The following is a 20,772-nucleotide window of genomic DNA, read 5'->3' as shown; positions in this document are numbered from 1 at the left end:
CGCAAAACCTCGCCTCCGCGCGCCGCTGCGAAAGCGGCGGGCGCTTTCAGTCGATCATGCCGATCCGGCCGGCCGTGTCCTCGGCGCCGCGTCCGCGATACTTGGCAAATCGTCCGCGCGTCTGGCCTGCTGCTTGCCTGGCAAGTGTGCTAGTCTTGTCGCGAGCGGCCCGGGAGGGCTACCGGCCATGCGTGCAGCCTGGACCACATCCGACGTTGCGCCGCGCGAGGGCTTCGCCTACTGGCGCGAAGCCGTGTCGCAGGCGTACCTGCCGCTCGAGCCCGAGAACCGGGCGAGCCGATTCTTCACCGGCTCGATCGACATGGGGGCGGCAGAGCGCCTGTCGGTCTCGCGCGTGCGCAGCCTGGAGAGCATCGTGCACAGGACGCGTGGCGGCATCGCGCGGCGCCAGGACGGCACCTTCTTCGCCAACCTGATGATCTCCGGCGACGCCATCGTTCACCAGCGCGGCCAGGCTTCGGGCGTGCGCCCGGGCGATGTCATGCTCGTCGATACGAACGAGCCGTTCGCGCTCGACTTCGCCGAGGGCGTCGACATCGTCTGCGTCGCGATCCGGGGCGATGCGCTCCGCCGCGTCATCGGGCGCCATCCGGGCCTGCCGAATGCGATCCCGGCGCGACGCGGCATCGGCCGCCTCGTCGCCGGCTACATCTTGGCCCTGTCGACCGACCTCGACGGCCTCGCGCCGATGGAGGACCTGGTCGAGGACCAGCTGTCGGCGCTCATGGTCCGCGCCCTGGCGTTCGGGTTGTCTGCGGACGGAGCGGCGCGCAGCCGCGCGGCGCTGGCGCAGCGGATCAAACAGTTCATCGCGACGGACATCGGCAACCCGGATCTCGGCGCCAAGCTCATCTGCGCGCGGCTCGGCGTGTCGCGCAGCTCGATGTTCGAGGCGCTGGCGGCCGAGGGCCTGACGCTGGCCAGCCATATCCGCGGCCAGCGGCTGCGCTGCGCGATGGCCCAGCTCGCCGATCCGGCGTGCCGGGGCCTGTCCATTCTGGACATCGCGGAGCGTTGGGGGTTCCGGGATCCGGCCGCCTTCTCGCGTACCTTCAAGGCGGCCGTCGGGCAAAGCCCCAGCGTCTACCGGCGGGATAGGCTTCGCGGCTGATGTCGGCACACGTCGGGTGTCGGAAGGCGCGGACGTCATTCGTCCTGTGGCGGGAGGCCAAACCAACCGCAACCAAGCCAACCGGATGGAGTTGACCGATGCAGAACCATGCCATCGTCTCACGTGAGGAGTGGATCGAGGCCCGCCGCGCGCTGCTGCTGCGGGAGAAGGAGGAGACGCGGCTGCGCGATGCCGTGAATGCGGAGCGGCTGGCGCTGCCGTGGGTGAAGCTCGACAAGGTGTACCGCTTCGACACGCCGGCCGGCGAGAAGACGCTGGCCGACCTGTTCGACGGCCGCAGCCAGTTGCTGGTCAATCACTTCATGCTCGGCCCCGACTGGGACGCGGGCTGCCCCGGCTGTTCATTCCTCGCCGATCATTTCGACGGCGCCTTGCCGCACCTCAATCATCACGATGTGACGCTGGTCGCTGTCTCGCGGGCGCCGCTCGCCCGGATCGAGGCCTACAAGCGCCGCATGGGCTGGCATTTCCCCTGGGTCTCGTCGCACGGCAGCGACTTCAATTTCGATTTCCACGTATCGTTCGCGGCCGACGAGCTGAAGAGCGGCACGATCGAGTACAATTTCACGCGGATGCCTGCCGGCAACGGGCTCGACGAACTGCCCGGCGTCAGTGCCTTCTACAAGGATGACGCCGGCCAGGTGTTCCACACCTACTCCAGCTACGCGCGCGGGCCCGAGCAGCTCATTGGCGCGCTGATGATCCTCGATCGGGCGCCCAAGGGCCGCAACGAGCGGTCGACGATGGATTTCGTGCGCCGCCACGACGAGTACGAGACGGCGCCGGCGGCGCGGGCCTGCCACGAGGGGAGCGCCTGAGCGGCGGCGGCCGGCGCTGCTCGCTTCAGTCGCGCGCCTCCTCGGCGGCCCGGGCGTCGTTGGTCCCGCCGACGGCGCTCGCCACCACGTGCGCCGCGAAGACCTTCAGGTCGGCGTCGGCCTGGCGCACCATCTTGGCTTCGAGCGCCCGGTAGGCCGCCACCAGCTCTTCGCCGAACGGGGTGAGCTGTGCGCCGCCGCCGGAGCGGCCACCGGCGATGGCTTCCACCAGCGGGCGGTCGAACAGGTGGTTGACCGCATCGATCAACAGCCACGCGCGCCGGTAGGACATGCCGAGCGACCGGCCGGCGGCCGAGATCGAGCCGGTTCGGCCCACCGCTTCCAGGAGCGCGATCTTGCCGGGCCCGATACGGGCCTGGGGCGAAGCACCGGCGAAGTCGATGCGCAGGTGCAGGCCGAGCGGACGCTCCTGGCGGGTCTGCGATGCGGCCGGAGCCGGCGTGGGCAGGGGTGGTACACGATCGGACATGGGGGCACCCGTGATATCCGACCAGTTAGAGCCGCGCGCCTGTTTTGCCTAGAGCCTTTCCAGATCAGATGGGATTGTCCGAGTCGGCAGGCATGCTCCAACATCTTGAATCTGGAGCGTTTCTCGCCGGTCGGATCGGCCGGCGCCGTTGGCGGGATTGGGGGCGTGGGCTTGACCCTGCCGCCCCATCCCGCCAACAACACGGCGAAGCACTCGGGCGGGATCGGCGCACGCCGCATGGTGGACCTGGCACTCTTGATCGGCCTCGTCGTCTTCGTCGCCGTCTTCGGCGGCGCGATGCTCGCGATCATCTATGGCAAGCGTCTGCGCCCCAGCCATCGCTCTGCCGATACCCGGGACGTGGTGAGACTCACCGTCGGCATGGTGGCGACCATGACGTCGCTCATCCTGGGGCTGCTGATCTCCTCGGTGAAGGGCTCGTTCGACGAGACCAATCAGAACATCCGCCAGTTCTCGACCTACATCATCATGCTCGACAGCGCCTTCCGCCGGTTCGGCCCCGGCGCCGACGCGGCGCGGGCCGACCTCGTCGCCTATACGCGGCTGTCGCTCGAGGACACCTGGCCGGACGACGCCTCCCGGATCAGGATCGACGATCCCAAATCCTTCGCCCTGCTGGGGCGGGTCGCCGACGACATCCGCGCCATGGCCGCCGAGGACGAGCGGCAGCAGTCCATCAAAGGTGCCATGATCGACCTCTACCGCAATCTCGTCGAGATGCGCTGGCGCGTGGTCGTCGGCAACACGAGCAGCGCGACGCCGATCGTGATCATCGTGCTGACCGCCTGGATCACCTTGACCTTCGCCAGTTTCGGCCTGTTCTCGCCCCGCAACGGGCTGACGGTGGCAACGATGTTCGTGTGCTCCCTCTCGGTCGCCGCAGCCATGGCGCTGATCCTCGACATGGGCGAACCCTTCGGCGGCATCTGCTCGATCTCGCCCGAGCCGATCAAGAACGCCCTGGTGCACCAGCTGGCGCCCGTTGCCCGCCCGCCATCGTAGGCGCCCCGCTCGTCGGGGGCCGCTTTCGCGGCGCGGCGCCCGGTGCCGGTCCGCGCCAGGAGCGGGAACAAAGCCCGTCACCGCCGACTTCGCCTTCCATGCCGCGAGCCGTCCCCGCACCTGCTTCGCAGGCGTTCGATCTCCAGTCCTTGATCGAGAACGCGCGCCTTTTCGCCGCGCGCTCCAGCCATCGGGCGCCCGCGCTTGACGCCGACGGTGCCATCCCGGAGGAGGACTTGGCCGAGCTCGCCGAGCTCGGCCTGTTGCGGGCGCCGCTTCCCGTGGCCTGCGGCGGGCTGGGGCTCGCCACCACGGCAGGCGCGGCGCGGGACGGCGTCCTCGTCCTGTCGCTGATCGGCTGGGGAAGCCTCGCCGTCGGCCGCCTCTTCGAGGGCCATGTCAACGCCATCCAGCTGGTCGCCGCCTACGGCACGCCTGGGCAGCTGGCGCGGCTCGCCCATCAGGCGGCGCGCGGCCGTCTGTTCGGCGTGTGGAACACGCAGGCGCCCGGAGGCGGCGTGCAAATGCTGCCACGTGGCGACGGCGCCATCCTCGCCGGCGCCAAGACCTTCGCTTCGGGGGCGGGATTCGTCGAGCAGCCGCTCGTCACCGCCCGCACGCCGGCGGGCCAGCTCCTGATGGTCATGCCGCGGCTCGACGGCGATCCGGCTCGCGCCGATCTCTCCGCCTGGCGCGCGCACGGCATGCGTGCCTCCGCCACCGGAAGCTACGATTTCACCGGGCTCGAGGTGGCGCGCAGCGACATTCTCGGCGCCGACGGCGACTACCATCGCGAGCCGCTGTTTTCTGCCGGGGCCTGGCGGTTCCTGGCCGTGCAGCTCGGCGGCATGGACCGGCTGCTCGATGAGCTGCGCCTGCATCTGCGCGACACCGGGCGCGACGGTGATCCCCATCAGCTGGCACGGGCGGGGCAGGCGGCTCTTGCGGTGGAGACGGCGCGGCTCTGGGTCGAGCGCGCCGCCGACATGGCGTTCCACCGCAACGCCGCGGTCGAGGCCGAGCGGGTCGTCGCCTACCTGGCGCTGGCGCGCACGGCCGTGGAGCGGGCGGCGCTCGATGTCATGGAGCACGTGTCGCGCTCGATTGGTCTGGCGGGCTTCCTGCGCCACCACCCGGCCGAGCGCATCGGCCGCGACCTTGCCACTTATCTGAGGCAGCCTGCGCCCGATCGGGCCCTGGCGGTCGCGGCCGGCCGCGTCCTGGCCAGCCCGGCAGCGAGCTGCGATCTCTGGCGGGATGCCCGCGGGGCCTGACGGGGCGGGGAGCACGACAGTGAAGCTGGGAACATTCCTGCTGCAGGCGGCCGAGCTGCCGCTGCGCGGCCTCGAGGCCTTCGGGCCAGGCGGCTTGGTGGTCGTCGCGCCCCATCCCGACGACGAGAGCATAGGCTGCGGCGGCACCATTGCCAGATGCGGCGCGGAGGGACGTGCGGTCGCCGTGGTCGTGGTCAGCGACGGCTCCGCTTCGCACCCGGCCTCGCGCAGCCATCCGCGCTCGCGGCTGCGCCGTCTGCGAGAGACCGAGACCCTGGCTGCCGTGGAGCAACTGGGGATGTCGCCGCGCGCCGTGCATTTCCTCGCCCTGCCGGACCAGTTCGTGCCGAGCGCGGGGCCCGAGGCCAGCCGGGCGGCGCGCGCCATCGCTGACATCGCCGACGGCATCGGCGCCTCCGCCATCTGCGCGGCCTGGCATCACGACCCCCACCGCGACCACCAGGCGTCCTTCGCCATTGTCGAGCTCGCCATGCGCATGCGGCCGGGACGGCTCCTTGCCTATCCAGTCTGGGGCTGGACGCTGCCCAAGTCCGCCGAGCTGGACAAGGGGCCACTGGCCGGCTTCCGCGTCGATATCCGCTCCTACCAGGCGGCCAAGCACGCCGCGATCGCCGCCCATGATTCGCAGCACGGGCGAATCATCGTCGACGACCCCGACGCCTTCCGCCTCGAGGCGGATCTGCTCGTGCATGTCGAACGGCCGTATGAAGTCTTTCTGGAGATCGGCGCGTGAAGGCGGCCACCAGCCTCGGCGCTGCCTATTTCCGTGCGCTGTACGACGCCGACCCGGACCCGTGGTCGTTCGCCACCAGCGATTACGAGCAGGCCAAGTACGCGGCGACGCTTGCAGCCCTGCCGCGTCATCGCTACCGCAACGCCTTCGAGGTCGGCTGCTCGATCGGCGTGCTGACAGCGGCGCTGGCCGGCCGCTGCGACCGCCTGCTGGCGGTCGACATCGCCGAAGAGCCCCTCGCCGCGGCCCGGCGGCGCTGCGCGGACCGGCCGCACGTCCGCTTCGCGCGCCAAGCCGTTCCGGGGCAGTGGCCCGAGGAGACCTTCGATCTGATCATACTGTCCGAGGTGGTCTACTACCTCGCTACCGCCGATGTGGACCGCCTGTGCGCGCGCCTGCGCGACAGTCTGGAGCCCGGCGGCCATCTCGTGCTGGTGCACTGGCTGGGCGAGACCGATTATCCCCTGTCAGGCGATGCGGCGGCGGAGCTGGTCATGGCGAGGATGGTGCCGGTGGCGCCGGTGCTGCTGCAACGCCGGACGGAGGCTTACCGGCTGGATCTGGTTGCCCGGCTGTCATGATGATGGTCCCGGCGCCGGCCGCGCGCGACGCAATGCGGCAAGCGCAATCTCGGCTTGCCCGATGGCGCCCGGCAACGCAGCCGGGGCGAGCGGTCGATAGACCAGTGCAGGGCTCGCCACTTCGGCCACATTCCAGGCGGCGCCAAAGCAGGGAAGGCGCGCAGCGTTCGCGGCGTCGATCGGCGGCATGCCCAATTCGCCCAGTGCCGCCGCCAGGGTCGCAGTCCGCTTGGCCCCATGCAGCCGGCGCAGATGGTTGCGCGTCCGGTAGCGGCTGAGGGCAGAGACGACGGGCTCGAGCCTTGGGTCGCACGGGCTGTCCGGATGTTCTCGGCGCAGGCGCAGGGTATCGGCCACGCCGCCGCCGGCGCGGCCGACGAGCCGCCCGGATGTAGTGACGACGATCGACGGCTCGTGCCGCACCGTGAATCCATGCGCCACGAGCGCGCCGATGAGGGCGCGGTCCTCGCCGACCGGCAGCATGGGGGCGCCACCGACCGCCATGTAGGCGGTGCGCGTCACCGCGATCGTGGCGCCCGACGCCGTCCAATGGTTCGGCCAGGGGTCATGGGGCAGGGGATCGAGCCGCGCCGCTGCCTCCATTAGGAGGGCCTGGTAGCGCTGCTCGAAGCCGCCGCGCTGCCGCAGCGTGTGCCCCAGCCCGGCTTCGTCGTGCGCGGCGAGGGCTACGAGCCCGGCCACCGCGTCGACGCCGCCGGCCAGGATGGCCAGATTGGCGTCGACCCATGTGGCGGGCACGCGGCTGTCCGCGTCGGTGGTCAGGATCGCGCCGTTGTCATGCCCCGCGGCGCGGAGCCAATCGCTGGCCAGATCCATCGCTGCTCGCCGGGCCGTTCCGGCATGGGCCGTCTCCGCGGGCAGCCGGACGTCGACGATATGGACGGGGCGCGGTGAGGCCCGAGCACAATGCGCGGCCACCGAAGCGCTGGCGTCGTCGCAGTTGTTCAACAGCAGCAGGATGCCGAACGCATCGGCAGGCAGCGGCCGGCCCTGAGCGTCGCGCTGGGCGAACAGCGCGTCGAGGCTGGCGGGCAGCAGCTCCGCCTCGTTGCGAGCGGGAATCGCTACGACCGCGGCGGGCTCGGCGAAGGGGTACGTGGTGGATAGCAGGCGATCGGCGCGTGTCCCTACGCAGCTCACGGGATGAAACTCCAAGGCCGCCGTTGGAAGAGCGCGGCGGTGACGGAAATGTTGACGCGAGGGGCCTAACGCGCGCGGGAAACGCTGGTTCCGAGCCCGACGCCGTCCAGGCCGGATGCGGCCCCGCCTGGCTTCCGGGCCCCCTGGCGGAGCCGCCTTGCATTGGACGCATTTCGGAAGTATCTGAGCCCGATCGACATTTGGCCGGACGACTGGGCCGAGTAGCCTCGTGAGGCGCACGCTCCTTCTATCCCCAAACATCGAGACATGAGGCCTCAGGCGCCCGATCGGCGTCTGCGGCCGTACGCGTAAACCGTCAGAAAGGACATTCCATGGAGACGGGAACCGTCAAGTGGTTCAATGATCAAAAGGGCTACGGCTTCATCCAGCCGGATGCCGGTGGGAAGGATGTGTTCGTGCACGTGACCGCTGTCGAGCGTTCCGGCTTGCGCGGTCTGGTCGAGGGGCAGAAGATTTCCTACGAGATCGAGACGGACCGCCGCACGGGCAAGCAGGCCGCTGCCAACCTCAAGGCCGCGTAAGCCTCAACAAATTCGGTTTTCCGACGCGCGGCCTTGCCCAAAGGCCGCGCGCTTCGTTTGTGGGGCGCCGCGATCGGCGGGGCGCACCTGGAGCATGTCCCGATCAGAGGCGGTGATCGGCTCGGATGGAAATGTTCCAACTTTTTGAATCTGAAGCGCTTTTCTCCAATCGGGCGAATCCGCTCGGTCGCGAGGCGCGCTCGGCCGCGGCCCGCCGTCCGGTCCCTTGATCCGCTTCGGGCTGCCGCATATCTCACTGGATGCAGGCCTGGGTTTAAGATCGTCCCGAAACGTGCTCTAAGCGGCGGTTCGTGGGCGTCCCCGTCAGGGAGGCAGCCCGACAGATGCCGTCTGCCGCAAATGACCCGTCGAGCCGAACGACTTGACGAGATTGGCTTGGGCAAGCGCATCGCTACCCGGAGCGGCTCTCTGCGTGCCCTCCCACTTGCGAGTTTGGCATGGCGAAAGAAGAGTTGATCGAATTCGAAGGGCTTGTGACCGAAATCCTGCCGGACGCCCGCTTCCGCGTCCAGCTGGAGAGCGGGCACGAGGTGGTCGCCTATACGGCGGGGCGCATGAAGCGCAATCGCATCAAGACCTTGGCGGGCGACCGGGTCACCGTCGAGATGTCGCCTTACGATCTTGAGAAGGCGCGCCTCGTCTATCGCCACAAGGACGAGCGGTCGTCCGGGCCGGGCCGCCCGCCGCCGCGGGGCGGCGGACAGTTCCGGCGGCGTTGACGGCGCCGGGTGTGGATGGGGCCCGCGTCAAGCTCGGCCATGACGCGGAACATGGAGAGCGGCCGGTCCCGGGCCGTCCTGGCGAGCCGCAAGGCGGCCGCCCTGTGGACTTGAGGCATTTGCCCGACGCAACCGCTGCGGGCGTTTCTCAGATTGCGAAAACGCTTTGCAAATGAGCGCCTTAACGCCCGATTAACCATTCTGGGTCACCCAGTACGAAGCCAGGCAGCCTGCGATTCTGCCGGACCTCGTCATGGGACCCAACGATGGATCAGGCTCTGACACGACCGGTGCGCGTCCGCGAATGGCTCACGCGCCCCCGAGGGTCGGGGCGCGGGCGACGGCGGGGCGCGATCGCGATCGGGGTCGCCATGGCGACCGCAGCCGTGTCGGCGCCGGCTCATGCCACCGACTGGTCGTCGGGCTACAGCTCGACGCCGACCCAGGCCGGCGGCTCCATCATCGCCGTCGACACGTCGGTCACCGCCACGACCAAGGGCTCGCTGTTCGTCGACACGTCCGTCACCGCGGCGCTGACCGGCGACCTGGAGCAGGTGTCGGGCTGGCGTGTGCGCGGGCAGGGCCAGATCGGCACCTTCGATTACACCACCAACGGCGAAAAGATCACCGGCAACCAGCAAGGCGCCTCGGGCCTCATCGGCTATGAATGGGCCGAGCCGGACGTCCACGCCGCCGCTTACATCGGTTTCAACTATCAGAACATCAAGCTGAACCCGAACGACCCCGACAACGACACACGTGGTCACGGTTTCGGTGTGCGTGTGGTCGGCGAGATATACGCCAACCCGACGGATTATACGCTCGCCACGGCATATGCGACCTATTCGTCGTTGCACAATGCATATTATACTCGCTTCAAGTTGGGATATGCACTGTTCGATAAGACATTCATCGGTCCGGAATTCTCCTATCTTGGCGACGATTTCTACCGCCAATGGCGCCTCGGCCTTCACCTGACCGGCCTGACCTTGGGCAGATTCCAGTTTGGCCTTGCCGGCGGCTACATGAGGGATAGTAAGCGTGGCCCAGGCGGCTACGTTTTGTTTGACTCCCGTGTCACGTTCTGAGCAAATCCCGGCCGAGCCTGGGGGGTAGTGCGGTAGGCTTACGGGTCTGTCGGGGCAGGGGGTGCGACCGACATCGTTTTGCTGCAGTTCACCTCTTGGAAAGTCCGTTCGTGCGAGGACGGGGCGACTGGGAGCGGCGTGAGATGATTGCAGCTTTCCGATGGATCGCGTGGGGCTCCCTGGGGTTCGTCACCCTGGTGTTCCTGACCCTGCCGGTCGGCGTTCCGATCCAGCTCGTGCTTGGCCTGGCCGTGATCGCGGTCATGATCGGCCTGTGGCTGTTCACGACGGGCTTCCTGTCGCGCCAGATCTTCCTGGCCCTCGGCACCCTGCTCGTCATTCGCTACGCCTTCTGGCGCATCACCGACACGTTGCCGCCGGCCAGCGATCCTCTCGGCTTCTCGGCCGGCCTGCTGCTTCTCTTCGGCGAGCTGTACTGCGTCTTCTTCCTCGGCATGACGCTGCTGATCAACGCCGATCCCCTGCAGCGCAAGCGGGCCCGGCGTCTGCCGGATGGCGAATTGCCCGCCGTCGACGTCTTCGTGCCGAGCTACAACGAGGCGCCTAGCCTGCTGGCGCTGACGCTGGCGGCCGCCAAGGCGATGGACTACCCGCCGAGCAAGCTGACCGTCTGGCTGCTCGACGACGGCGGCACCGACCAGAAGTGCAGCGACAAGGAGCCGGAGAAGGCGCTGGCGGCCCGCCAGCGGCGGGCCACCCTGCAATCGCTCTGCGCCGAGCTGGGCGTCAGGTATCTGACGCGCGAGCGCAACGAGCACGCCAAGGCCGGCAACATGAACAACGGCCTGCAGCATTCCAGTGGCGAGCTGGTGCTGGTGCTCGACGCCGACCACGTGCCCTTCCGCGACTTCCTGCGGGAAACGGTCGGCCACTTTGCCGACGATCCGAAGCTGTTCCTGGTGCAGACTCCGCACGTGTTCCTCAACCCCGATCCCATCGAGCGGAACATCGGCACGTTCAAGACCATGCCGGCCGAGAACGAGATGTTCTATTCGGTGACGCAGCGCGGCCTGGACAAATGGAACGGCGCGTTCTTCTGCGGCTCGGCGGCGGTGCTGCGCCGCACCGCGCTCGAGAGCGCGGGCGGCTTTCACGGCATCACCATCACCGAGGATTGCGAGACCGCCTTCGAGCTCCATTCCAGAGGCTGGCACAGCATCTACGTCGACAAGCCGATGATCGCCGGCCAGCAGCCGGAGACGTTCGCCTCCTTCATCGGCCAGCGCACGCGCTGGTGCCAGGGCATGTTCCAGATCCTCATGCTCAAGAACCCGGCCTTCAAGGGCGGGCTCGGGCTGATGCAGAAGATCTCCTACCTGTCGAGCATGAGCTTCTGGTTCTTCCCGGTATCGCGGCTCATCTTCCTGTTCGTCCCGCTGCTCTACATCTTCTTCGACGTGCGCATCTTCGTGGCGACGGTGGACGAGTCGATCGCGTTCACCTTCACCTACATGGTCGCCAGCCTCATGCTGCAGAACTACCTGTACGGCCGCGTGCGCTGGCCCTGGGTCTCCGAGCTCTACGAGCTGCTGCAGAGCGTGTACCTGATCAACGCCATCGCCTCGGTGATCGTCAGCCCGCGCAAGCCCAGCTTCAACGTCACCGTGAAGGGCGACGTGCTGCATGACGATCATCTGTCCGATCTCGCCTGGCCGTTCTTCGTGATCTTCGGGCTGCTGCTGCTGGCCGCCATCGTCACCGTCTACCGGTTCCTGTTCGAGCCGGGCGTCAGTGCCGCGATGATCATCGTCGGGCTGTGGAATGCGCTCAACCTGATCATCGTTGGCGCGGCACTCGGCGCCGTCGCCGAACGGCGCAGCACCGGCCGGCAGCCGAGCCTGACGATCGACCGGCGGGGAGTTTTAGTCACCGAAGGCCACAAGATCCCGGTCGTGATCGAGAACGTCTCGGCGGGCGACTGCGTCGCGCGCGCCATGGGCGAGGTGCCCAAGAACCTACCGACGGGCCGCAATCCCGGCCGTCTCCTGATCCAGCCCGTGGGGACGATACCGACGCGCGACAGCATTCCCGTGGTCTTTGAGAACCAGAGCCTGCCGACGGAGCGCGGTGTCTACACGCTGGCGTTCGAGAGCCTCGAGCCCCGCCACTATGCCGTGCTGGCCGACCTCATGTTCGGCCAGAGCGAGGCGATGATGAAGTGGCTGGCCGCGCGGCGTAAGCATATGGACCTGTTCCGCGGCACGGCGACGATGATCCGCTGGGGCGTCGTCGGCCCGATCCGGGCCCTGAGCTACGCTTTCAAGGCGGCCAATGCGGCCCCGGCGCCGACCAGCCCCACGTCCGCCGGACGGCAGCTCGGCCGCGACGGTGTCAAGGGCACCGATCCGTCGACGGCGCTGGCCGCCCGCTGATGCGCACGGCGATGCCCTTCCGACGGCTCGCCGCCCGGTGCCGTACCGCCGTGGTCGACGCATGGGCGCGATGCCGGCGGACGTCGATCATGCTTGGCGCCGTGGCCTTCGCCGTGGGGCTCGCTCCCCCACAATCGGCCCGGGCTCAGGCTGCCGACAATCCTCCCGGTGCCGCGTCCGCGCCGAGCCCGGTCATCCGCGGCGACCGGGCCGTGTTCGGGGCTCCGCCGAGCGGCGTTGCCGGCCAGCGAACGCGCTCGTTCCTGCCACGCTCCAACAACGACGTCCCGGCGGCGGCGAGCGCCCGGGCCGCGGACCCGGTGCCCGAGGAGGTCTGGCGGGAGCAGGGCGGGGTCCTGCACCGCATGCCGGTCAACCTGCACGGCTTCCGGCTGCGCGGTGAAATCGACGCCATGGAATGGCCGATCTATCTGACCGACAGCCAGGCGCACGCCAAGGTCCGCATCCGCGTCAGCTATCTGACGGCGATCTCGGTGATGCCGGAAGCGTCGGTGCTCAGTGTCCTGGTCAACGACGCCGTCGTCGGCCAGACCAACCTGCAGGCGCCCAACGGCGCCCGGCAGGTCGTCTTCGAGGTGCCCGGCGACCTGCTGCGGCCGGGCTGGAATTCGGTGCGCCTCACGGCCGATATGCGTCATCGCGTAGATTGCTCGCTCGGCGCCACGTACGAGCTGTGGACGCAGATCGACCCCGGCAACACCGGGCTGCTTATCTACGGCGCCAACGACAGCGGCCTGGTGGCCGCCGACATCGCGAGCCTTTCGCCGGATGCGCAGGGCGCCTTCCCCATCCGTGCGGTGATTCCCGGCAAGACGTCGCTCGCCAACGTCGACATGGTCATGCGGGCGGTCCAGAGCATCGCGCTGCGTACCCGCTATCTGCAACCGATCGTCGATTTCGGCCCCGCCGCGGGGGGCGACAGCGGCATGAACCTGCTCGTCGGGCTCTACTCCGAGATCTCCAAGCAGCCCGGCATCGAGGCGCTGGGATCCGCCAATGGCCCCACCGTGGCCTTGCTGCCGGCGACGGCGGAGCGGCGCGCCATGCTGGTCGTGACCGGGCCGACCCCCAGCGAGCTGCAGGACGCGCTGGCCCAGTTCGCGGCCATGCAGGAGCCGCGCGGCACGGGGAGTGGGCTTGCCGCGCTGGCGGTCAATCGCGGCCTGCGGGTGGCCGGCGGCGAGCGCATCTCGCTGAGCAAGCTCAACGTCCCCAGCACCGAATTCAGCGGCCGGCTGTTCCGGCAGTCGCTGGACCTCGTCATGCCGGCGGATTTCTACAGCGCGGACTATGCCAAGGTGGTGCTCTCCCTGGATGGCGGATACGCCGCCGATCTCGGGCCCGAGCCGCAGATTTCGGTCAGCGTGAACGGTCGCGACGCCGCGACGATCATCCTGCCGCGCCGCAACGGCGACGTCTTCAGGCAAAACGAGATTCCGTTCCCGCTCGGTCACCTGAGGCCCGGCTTCAACCGCATCGAGATCCTGGCGCGCGTGCCCACCCGGTCGGACGCCAGCTGCGACCCGCTCTCGGCGATCAACGCCAAGAAGCGCTTCCTGCTGCTGGATACCAGCCAGATCATCCTGCCGCGGATCGCGCGGATCGCGCGGCTGCCGAACACCGGCCTGCTCGCGTCGGCAGGCTTTCCGCTCGCGCAGAGCTCGTCGGCCAATCTGTTCATCCCGATGCCGGACAAGGAAACGACGGGTGCGGCGGCGACGCTTGCCGCCCAGCTCGCGCTGGCCGTGGGGCGGCCCATCAAATTCGAGGTGACGCTGACGCCGCCCACGAATGGGCGCGGCTCGACCGTCGTCGTTGCCCCGGTCAACGGTCTGACCCCCGAGACGCTGACGGCCGTCGGCCTCAGTCCCGATACGGTGCTGGCCGCCTGGCGCCAGCGCACCGACACGCCGGGCCGCCCGGCCGAGTCCGATCTCACCCGCTTCGAATCGGTGGCCCGCGAGCGGGTATCGCTGACGCGCAACCGCCCGGGCTATTGCCGCATGCGGATCTTCGGCAAGGAGAGGGCCACCGCCGCAGCGCCTCCGGGCGGCTCGCCGTCCGCGGGCGATGCCGGCGAGCCGCTCGAACGGGCGCCGCCGCGCGCCGGCGACGTGCTGGATCAGTGGAACGAGAACATCCACGGCCGCACCAGCGTGTTCGCCCAGGTGGCGAACCTGTTCCGGACGGTGGCCGGTTGGGGGGGCGACGCGGTTCGCGGCGTCGGCTCCTTCGTCACCGACGAGCCGGCAAAGCCGGCGGCGGCGCCGGTCACCGCCGATACGAGCCTGGTGCTCGCCCAGGGCCTGCTCGACAGCACCGGCGACAATTCGCTGGTCGTGGTGACGGCGCCCACGGGCCCCGACCTGAGCGAGGCCATGGCCTGCCTGGTGGATCCGGCGGTCTGGCGGCAGATCGGCGGGCAGGCCTCCCTCCTGGATGCATCCGACGGCACGGTGCTGCGCGTCCCCCCCACGGCGGCCAGGTTCGTGTCGACGCAGACTTTCTCGCTGATCAACACGCGTCTCATCGTCGCCAGCTGGCTCTCGCACAACCCCAGCGTCTACGTGATCTCGTCGCTGCTCGTAGCCATTTTCCTGGGCGGCACCACCACGTGGCTGTTGCGCAACATCGGTCGCAAGCAATGAGCGGACCCGCGGGCGCCATCCGCCGATCGCCGCGCCGCACAGCCATGCTGCTGGTTGCGCTGGCCGCGGGCACGCTCTGTGCCGCGTTGCCGGCATCGGCCCAGACGCCGCCACTGCAAGCGCCGATTCCGCAGCCGGCCGGCCCCGCACCGTCCGGTGGCCCGCCGCCGTTGCTCGCGCCTGACACCCCCTCCGGCGCCGACGAGCAGGCCGCGCGCCCGGCCGACGCGCCCGAGCCGGAGGAGCTCAAGCTCGATTCCCGGGCGATCCCGCTCGGCGGCGCGCTCAAGAGCACCGAGGCCTGGGATGCGTTCCGGGCTCGCTTCGTCACCGATCAGGGGCGGGTCATCGACACCGGCAACGGCGGCATCAGCCACAGCGAGGGCCAGGGCTATGCCATGGTCGCGGCCGTTGCGGCGCGCGACCGGGTCAGTTTCGATCGCATCTGGGGGTGGACTCGGGCCAACCTGATGGTCCGCGACGACAAGCTGCTCGCCTGGCGCTGGGATCCCGACAAGCGGCCCGGCGTGGGCGACATCAACAATGCGACCGACGGCGACATCCTCGTCGCCTGGGCGCTGGCGGAGGCCGGCGAGCTCTGGAACAGCGTGGCCTACCGGACCGAAGCGCGCCGCATCGCCGTCGAGGTCGGGCGCAAGACCATCCTGTTCAAGACGCGCTGGGGCGCGTTGCTGCTGCCCTCCATCTTCGGCTTCGCTGCCGAGAACAGGCCGGATGGGCCGGTGATCAATGTCTCCTATTGGGTGTTTCCGGCGTTCCAGCGCCTGCCGCTGGTGGCGCCGGAGATCGACTGGGCGGGGCTGAGCCGCAGCGGCGTCGAGCTGATCGCCAAGGGGCGTTTCGGGCCGTCGCAGTTGCCAATCGAGTGGGTGTCGGCCAGGGGCGAGCCCTTGAAGCCCGCCGATGGTTTTCCCGAGAGCTTCGGCTACAATGCCATCCGCGTACCGCTCTATTTGGCGTGGGCAGGCCTGGGTGACCGCAACACCTATGCGCCGTTCGTGGCCCTGTGGGCCAACCGCGACCGGCCGGTGTCGACCATCGATACGGCCTCGGGCCGGACCACGCAGGGGCTGTCGGAAGGCGGCTACAACGCCATCGTCGCGTTGACGTTCTGTGCGGTGAATGGAGCCAAGGTGCCCCGCGACTTCGGTAGGCTGCAAGCGAACGAGAACTACTACCCGGCGATGCTGCATCTCCTGTCGATCATCGCCGTCCAGATGAGGTATCCGTCGTGTCTGAGCGGCTGAGCTTCGCCCTGGCCGCGCGCGCTGCTGCGGTTGCTGGCCGGTGCGCCTGGGCGCTGGCCGCGGCCTTGCCCGTCGTCGGCGTCCTCGGGGCGGCCTCGCCTGTCCGGGGACAGTCGGCGGCGCCCCCCGCGTCCCTCGCGCCGTTGAACTTTTCCGGCCAAGCGCAGCCCTCCGGTCAGCCGCAGTCCGCCGGCTCGCAACCGCAGCAGCGCGCGCGGCCGAGACAACAGACGGCCGAGCCTCCGCCGCTGCCGCTCAACGCGCCGCTGTTCACCCTGTCTGCCGACGGGGAGCCGACCATGCGGCCGGGCCCCGCCGGCGAGCCGGACCTCAGCGCGTTGCGCTACTACGTGCAGAGCCGGCAGAAGGAGCGCGCCGACGCGGAGATCACCCGGATCCAGCGGCTTTATCCCGGCTGGAAGCCGCCGGCGGATATCTGGCAGGCGGCGGACGTCAACACCGCCGACGAGGAGCCGTTCTGGGCGCTCTATTCGGCCGACCGCATCGCCGAGCTCAGGCAGGCGATCAAGGCCAAGATGTCGGCCGATCCGGGCTGGCAGCCGTCGCGCGACCTGATGAGCAAGCTCCGGCGCAAGGAGCTGCGGCTCACCGTCGAGCGCATGTCGAAGGACGGGCAGCAGAAGCAGATCGTCCAGTACATCAAGCAGTCGGGCATCCCGCCGAGCGACATCGACGTCGATATTCTGTGGCTGATCGCCGAGGCGCAGGCGAAATCCGGATTTCCTGCGGATGCCCTGAATACCTACAAGGCGCTCCTCGACACTGACAACGTCCCCAAGGAGCGGCTCGCGACCGTGCAGAAGGCGATGGCCGTCCTGCCGATGAACGACGTCGACAAGCTCGTCGCCATGGCCCGGACGGTGAACGGCAGGAACGAGTTCGATCCGATCGCCATCGACATCACCCGCGGCCGCATCAGCGCCTACCTGAAGGAGGAGCGCACCGCCGATATCGACGTGCGGGAGCTGCAATCCTTCGAAGACTACGCCCGGCGCAGCGATGATCCCAATCAGTCGTCGGTGGTTGCCTGGTATTACTACAACCACCAAGATTATCAGCAGGCGCTGAGCTGGTTCAAGGTCAGCATCGAGAAGGGCGGCGACGCCATGGTGGCGCACGGCTTGGCGCTGACCTTGGTCAACCTCAAGATGTACCGGGAGGCCGAAGAGGTTTCTTACGCCTGGCGCAACGCCCTGATCAACAACCTGATCCTGTACGTCGACATCCTCGAGCGTGATCTGACCAAGGCGGTTCCGCCCTACATCGAGCCGGAGCGCCTGGCGCGCTACGGCCAGGTGGCCATGGAAACGACATCGGGCGAGGCCGCCCAGGGCCTCGCCTGGTACGCCTACAACTCCTGCCAATACGACGTCGCGCTGCAATGGTTCGAGCGCGCCATGGCCTGGTTCCCGAAGGAGCCCACGGCCTACGGCTATGCCATAACGCTGGAGCGTCTGAAGCGGCGCAGCGACGAGATGGTCATCGCCAACAGATACGACGGGCTCTTCTACAAGGTGGTCGAGCTGGTCTTCCCGGACGGTGTCGTGCGGCCGCCGAGCCCATGCGACCAGCAGGAGGCGGAGCGGCGCGACCGGCGCAGCCGCCGCGAGCGAACGGCCTTCGCCGACCAGACCATCCCGGGCGTCGCTGCGACCGGCGCGCAACCCTACATCACGCAAGGCTACGGGCAGCGCCCGCAGCAGTACGCGGCGCAGGACGCCCGCATCCCGACGCCGTCGGGGGCTGCGGCGTATGGCCAGGGCTACGGGCAACTGCCCGGTCAACCCATACCGCCGATGCCCAAGCTCGACCGCAACGAGTTTCCCATCAGCGTCGATCCGGCCAATCCGCTGCGGTTTGCGGCCGTCCCGCGGGCCGGCGCCGGGGTTGACGCCAACACGGCCGCGGGGTCTGCTGCCTACGGGGGAGCAGTCCGATTCGCGCAGGAACCGTACCGAGGGCCTTGGCCGCTCGTGGCGAGGCGCGTTCCCGGTGTCGGGCCGATGCCTTACGAACGCTATGGATTCGCGCTGCTGCCGGCATGGAACGGACGGACCGACCCCACAACGCCGCCGTATGCGGCGCAGAATGCGCCGGCTGGGACGCTGTGGGCCGATCAGCGCCACGCGGACCAGTACATAGGGGGGCGCTAGCTCCCGTACACAACGACCTCGACGCTCCGCGCACCGGTCGATGCGATGCGGTGAGGGCCAAGCGCCATACGTGGGCGCGCCTTGGGTCGATTGGCGCTTCGTTCTGGCCCGTCCCTTTGTCGGCGCCGTTGCGGCGTGCAGGTTTCATCGTCGCCGCCGGATTGCTGACAGCGACGACCGCGCACGCCGAACCGGCGACCGAGCTGCGCGGGCCGCCATCGTCCTATCTGGACAAGGCGCCGGTCGGCCGCCTCTCCGTTCCGTCCGATGTGCAGACATTGCCCGTGCCACGCGCGGCGGCAGCGTCGTCGTCTCAGGTGGCTCCGGCTGTCGGCGCGACCTCGGCCATCATATCGCTGCCGCCGGCAGCAGGACGCATCACGGACGTACGCGAGCGCCGTACGGCCGGCCGCTTCAGCCAGCAGGTCGTCCTCGCCGGTGGCATCGTCGGCGACAACGGCATCGACATCGATATCGGTTCCGGCCAGGCGCCGCCGAGCGAGGCGGCGATCGCCTCCGAGCTCGGAGCGCGGTTTCCCGGTGTCGCCATGGACGCGGTGCCGTCCCGGATCATGCGCAACCCGTATGGCCCCTTTCGTATCGCCATCGGCTCGGCCGGCGGCAGCGGGCGCTGCCTGTTCGCCTGGCAGACCGTCGACGATCTGCGGCGCGGCACGGGACGTCGCGGCGGCGGCGGGCTGCTGGGCGGCGGCGCCGGCGCCAGCGTGCGCGTCAAGCTGTGCCGCGCCGACGCGACGCTCGACCAGCTCGCCAGCTATGTCGAACAGGTCGTCATCGGCGCGCCGGCGAGCCTCGACCGCGTCTGGGGCCCCGAGCGCGTGGCTGCGGGCTCGCCTCTCGGCCAGAGCGCGTCCAATGGGGTCGGCGGCCTGATCGGCCGCCTGCAGGGCTGGGCCAGCGCACCCGACGAGACCCCCACCGGCAGCATCGGAGCAGTTGCGAGCTCCGGCAGCGCCCCCATCCTCGGCGCAGGCGGTACCTCGTCATATCAGCGCCGGGCCGCGGCGCCGTCGCGCCCGGCGGCGACGGCCGCGCCCGCGGATGCTGGCCCCCCGGTCGAAGCCGAGCGCCGGCGCGGCCTCCTCGAGCGCATCGGCGGCCTTGGCAGCGGGCCGATTTTCGGCAGCTCGTCGGTCCCTCCTTCGGCGCGGCTGCGCGAAGCCTCGGCGGCGCCATTTGCCGATCGCCGTGACGCGGGCCGGGGCCCCGGTCCCGCGGCGGAGCCGGCGGACGATCAGGCCGCCGCAGAGCCGTGCCGGACGCGGCAGGCCGGACTGCTCGACCGCTGGTTCGCGCCCTGCCGCCCCGTCTACAGCCGGCCGGCGCGACGCTATCAGACCAGGCAGCCCGGCCTGTTCGAGCGCGCCATAGCGCCGCGCCGCGACTACCGTCCGGCCTACCGCCGGGCCGCCCGGCCCGCGGTGCGGCAGAGCCGCCGGCCGGCCCAACCGCGCGTCGTCCGCCGGTCGTCGCCGAGGGATCCGCAGCTGTCCACGACGGCGCCGCCGTCCGGCCAGGACCAGTATCAGGGCGGCCCGCGCTATCTGGCGCCGGTGCAGGGCCAGCCGGGGCCATCGACATCCGGTGCCGCCGGCACCTTGCCGATGCCCGCGGTGCCGGCACCCTCGGCCATGGGGGGCCGCCCGACGACCGGCTTGCCGCCGGCCGGCCCGTCGACGCCGACCGGCCCGGGGCTGCCGGCGGCGCCCGGCACGGTCGGGCAGTCCGGCAGCGGCGGCCTCGATCCCAGCCTGCCGAGCCGCGCCTATCGTGGGCCGGGAAATTAACGCGGCCGACGCTCCGGCTTGCAGCCGTCGGTCTGTCAGGCGACCCTTTCGGGCTCCGGCGCGTCATGGCGGCGCGCTTCCTCGGCCAGGTAGCTCAGGATGCGGTCGACGCTGTAGCTGATGTCGACGGCAAGGGCCTGGCGCGCGCGGACACCATCGCCATCGCGCAGCGCCGCGATGATCCGCAGATGCGCGTGCTTGGCGCGCGGCGCGCGCGGCGGATAGTCCCGGAAGGCGTTCATGGTCGGCCCGCACTGCAGCCAGAGATTCTCGACCAGGCGCAGCAGCACCGGCATGTGCGCCATGCCGCAAAGAGCCTGATGGAAGCGCTCGTTCTCGGCCATCATGTCGCCTGCGCGCCCCTCGTCGTTGGCGACGCAGAGGCGTTCGTGAATGGCCTCGAGCTGCTCGATCTCGCTGCTGGTCGCACGTCGCGCCGCGCGCTCCGCCCCCTCGCCCTCGAGTAGGATGCGGATGTCGCTGATCTCCTTGTAGCGTTCGGCATCCATGACGGGAACGCGCACGGAGCGGCGATCGATCTGAAACAGGGCCTGCTCGGACACAAGCCGGCCGAGCGCCTCGCGGATGGGCGTGGCGCTGATGCCGAGCTCCTCGCTGACGTCCTTGAGCTTGATCTTCTCGCCGGGCTTGTACCTGCCGGCCATCAACTGCCGGCGGAAGTACCAGTAGGCCTGCAGAGCAAGGCTCTCGGTGCGCACTCCCCCCAATTGGCTCCGTTCGATATCCATGTCCCGCACACGGTTTGAGCTTTTTTTGTTTTTTATAGAGATTGCCGCGGGTCTGGGCAAATCGGCCAAAAGGCCAATGGTCATCGT

Annotated in this window: 17 protein-coding genes; 14 read left to right on the top strand and 3 right to left on the bottom strand. The window is 69.4% G+C overall.

Features of this window, described 5'->3' with window-relative positions:
- Positions 1–187: 187 nt before the first annotated feature.
- Both ACZ5PO_RS38960 and ACZ5PO_RS38955 read left to right on the top strand, forming a co-directional pair.
- Entirely contained in the window at positions 188–1,132 is a 945-nt protein-coding gene (locus ACZ5PO_RS38960; RefSeq protein ID WP_464188699.1) for an AraC-like ligand-binding domain-containing protein, read from the top strand.
- Between the two features lie 98 nt (positions 1,133–1,230).
- Positions 1,231–1,971 carry a DUF899 domain-containing protein gene (locus tag ACZ5PO_RS38955; protein ID WP_464188697.1) on the top strand — a complete coding sequence of 247 codons (741 nt, stop codon included), beginning with the start codon at positions 1,231–1,233 and terminating at the stop codon, positions 1,969–1,971.
- A gap of 25 nt (positions 1,972–1,996) precedes the next feature.
- Here the strand turns inward: ACZ5PO_RS38955 and ACZ5PO_RS38950 are convergent, their stop codons facing one another.
- Positions 1,997–2,461: a winged helix-turn-helix domain-containing protein gene (locus tag ACZ5PO_RS38950; protein WP_464188694.1), complete on the bottom strand. Its 465-nt coding sequence runs from the start codon at positions 2,459–2,461 to the stop codon at positions 1,997–1,999.
- Between the two features lie 165 nt (positions 2,462–2,626).
- Here ACZ5PO_RS38950 and ACZ5PO_RS38945 point away from each other — a divergent pair, with 165 nt between their 5' ends.
- From ACZ5PO_RS38945 to ACZ5PO_RS38930, 4 genes are all read left to right on the top strand, one after another.
- A complete protein-coding gene (locus ACZ5PO_RS38945; protein ID WP_464188692.1) occupies positions 2,627–3,484 on the top strand; it encodes a bestrophin-like domain in 858 nt (285 codons plus the stop codon).
- Between the two features lie 98 nt (positions 3,485–3,582).
- Complete coding sequence (locus tag ACZ5PO_RS38940; protein WP_464188689.1) at positions 3,583–4,758, top strand: acyl-CoA dehydrogenase family protein; 1,176 nt, start codon at positions 3,583–3,585, stop codon at positions 4,756–4,758.
- A 19-nt stretch (positions 4,759–4,777) separates the two neighbouring features.
- Complete coding sequence (locus ACZ5PO_RS38935) at positions 4,778–5,512, top strand: PIG-L deacetylase family protein (protein ID WP_464188687.1); 735 nt, start codon at positions 4,778–4,780, stop codon at positions 5,510–5,512.
- A complete protein-coding gene (locus ACZ5PO_RS38930) occupies positions 5,509–6,093 on the top strand; it encodes a class I SAM-dependent DNA methyltransferase (RefSeq protein WP_464188685.1) in 585 nt (194 codons plus the stop codon). The genes ACZ5PO_RS38935 and ACZ5PO_RS38930 overlap by 4 nt, the downstream gene beginning before the upstream one ends.
- Here the strand turns inward: ACZ5PO_RS38930 and ACZ5PO_RS38925 are convergent.
- A complete protein-coding gene (locus ACZ5PO_RS38925; RefSeq protein ID WP_464188683.1) occupies positions 6,088–7,254 on the bottom strand; it encodes a glycosyltransferase family 2 protein in 1,167 nt (388 codons plus the stop codon). The genes ACZ5PO_RS38930 and ACZ5PO_RS38925 overlap by 6 nt on opposite strands.
- Before the next feature lie 332 nt (positions 7,255–7,586).
- Here ACZ5PO_RS38925 and ACZ5PO_RS38920 point away from each other — a divergent pair, with 332 nt between their 5' ends.
- The 8 genes from ACZ5PO_RS38920 to bcsN all read left to right on the top strand — a co-directional run bounded on the left by ACZ5PO_RS38920 (position 7,587) and on the right by bcsN (position 19,936).
- On the top strand, positions 7,587–7,796 hold the full coding sequence (locus ACZ5PO_RS38920) for a cold-shock protein (RefSeq protein WP_188609636.1): 210 nt from the start codon (positions 7,587–7,589) through the stop codon (positions 7,794–7,796).
- 458 nt (positions 7,797–8,254) lie between these two features.
- Positions 8,255–8,536: a translation initiation factor IF-1 gene (infA, locus tag ACZ5PO_RS38915; RefSeq protein WP_464188678.1), complete on the top strand. Its 282-nt coding sequence runs from the start codon at positions 8,255–8,257 to the stop codon at positions 8,534–8,536.
- 266 nt (positions 8,537–8,802) lie between these two features.
- Positions 8,803–9,624 (top strand): cellulose biosynthesis protein BcsS, encoded by an 822-nt coding sequence (gene bcsS, locus ACZ5PO_RS38910; protein WP_464188676.1) that lies wholly within the window; start codon positions 8,803–8,805, stop codon positions 9,622–9,624.
- Between the two features lie 143 nt (positions 9,625–9,767).
- Positions 9,768–12,017, top strand: a complete 2,250-nt coding sequence (gene bcsA, locus ACZ5PO_RS38905) for a UDP-forming cellulose synthase catalytic subunit (RefSeq protein ID WP_464188675.1) — start codon at positions 9,768–9,770, stop codon at positions 12,015–12,017.
- Between the two features lie 89 nt (positions 12,018–12,106).
- The gene (locus ACZ5PO_RS38900) at positions 12,107–14,686 is read left to right on the top strand and encodes a cellulose biosynthesis cyclic di-GMP-binding regulatory protein BcsB (RefSeq protein ID WP_464188672.1); all 2,580 of its coding nucleotides are present in this window, start codon (positions 12,107–12,109) and stop codon (positions 14,684–14,686) included.
- Positions 14,683–15,954, top strand: coding sequence for a glycosyl hydrolase family 8 (locus ACZ5PO_RS38895; RefSeq protein WP_464188670.1), 1,272 nt, complete (start codon positions 14,683–14,685; stop codon positions 15,952–15,954). Before ACZ5PO_RS38900 ends, ACZ5PO_RS38895 begins: the two co-directional genes overlap by 4 nt.
- On the top strand, positions 15,939–18,128 hold the full coding sequence (locus ACZ5PO_RS38890) for a hypothetical protein (RefSeq protein ID WP_464188668.1): 2,190 nt from the start codon (positions 15,939–15,941) through the stop codon (positions 18,126–18,128). Before ACZ5PO_RS38895 ends, ACZ5PO_RS38890 begins: the two co-directional genes overlap by 16 nt.
- A gap of 161 nt (positions 18,129–18,289) precedes the next feature.
- The gene (bcsN, locus tag ACZ5PO_RS38885) at positions 18,290–19,936 is read left to right on the top strand and encodes a cellulose biosynthesis protein BcsN (RefSeq protein ID WP_464188666.1); all 1,647 of its coding nucleotides are present in this window, start codon (positions 18,290–18,292) and stop codon (positions 19,934–19,936) included.
- 35 nt (positions 19,937–19,971) lie between these two features.
- On the opposite strand, the gene ACZ5PO_RS38880 is transcribed toward bcsN, so the two are convergent.
- Complete coding sequence (locus tag ACZ5PO_RS38880) at positions 19,972–20,769, bottom strand: GntR family transcriptional regulator (protein ID WP_464188664.1); 798 nt, start codon at positions 20,767–20,769, stop codon at positions 19,972–19,974.
- Positions 20,770–20,772: the final 3 nt, after the last annotated feature.

The sequence above is a fragment of the Chelatococcus sp. KU-N122 genome, from assembly GCF_055391085.1.
Note: the sequence above shows the minus strand (reverse complement) of the source record. Positions and strands in the feature narration are given on the sequence as shown.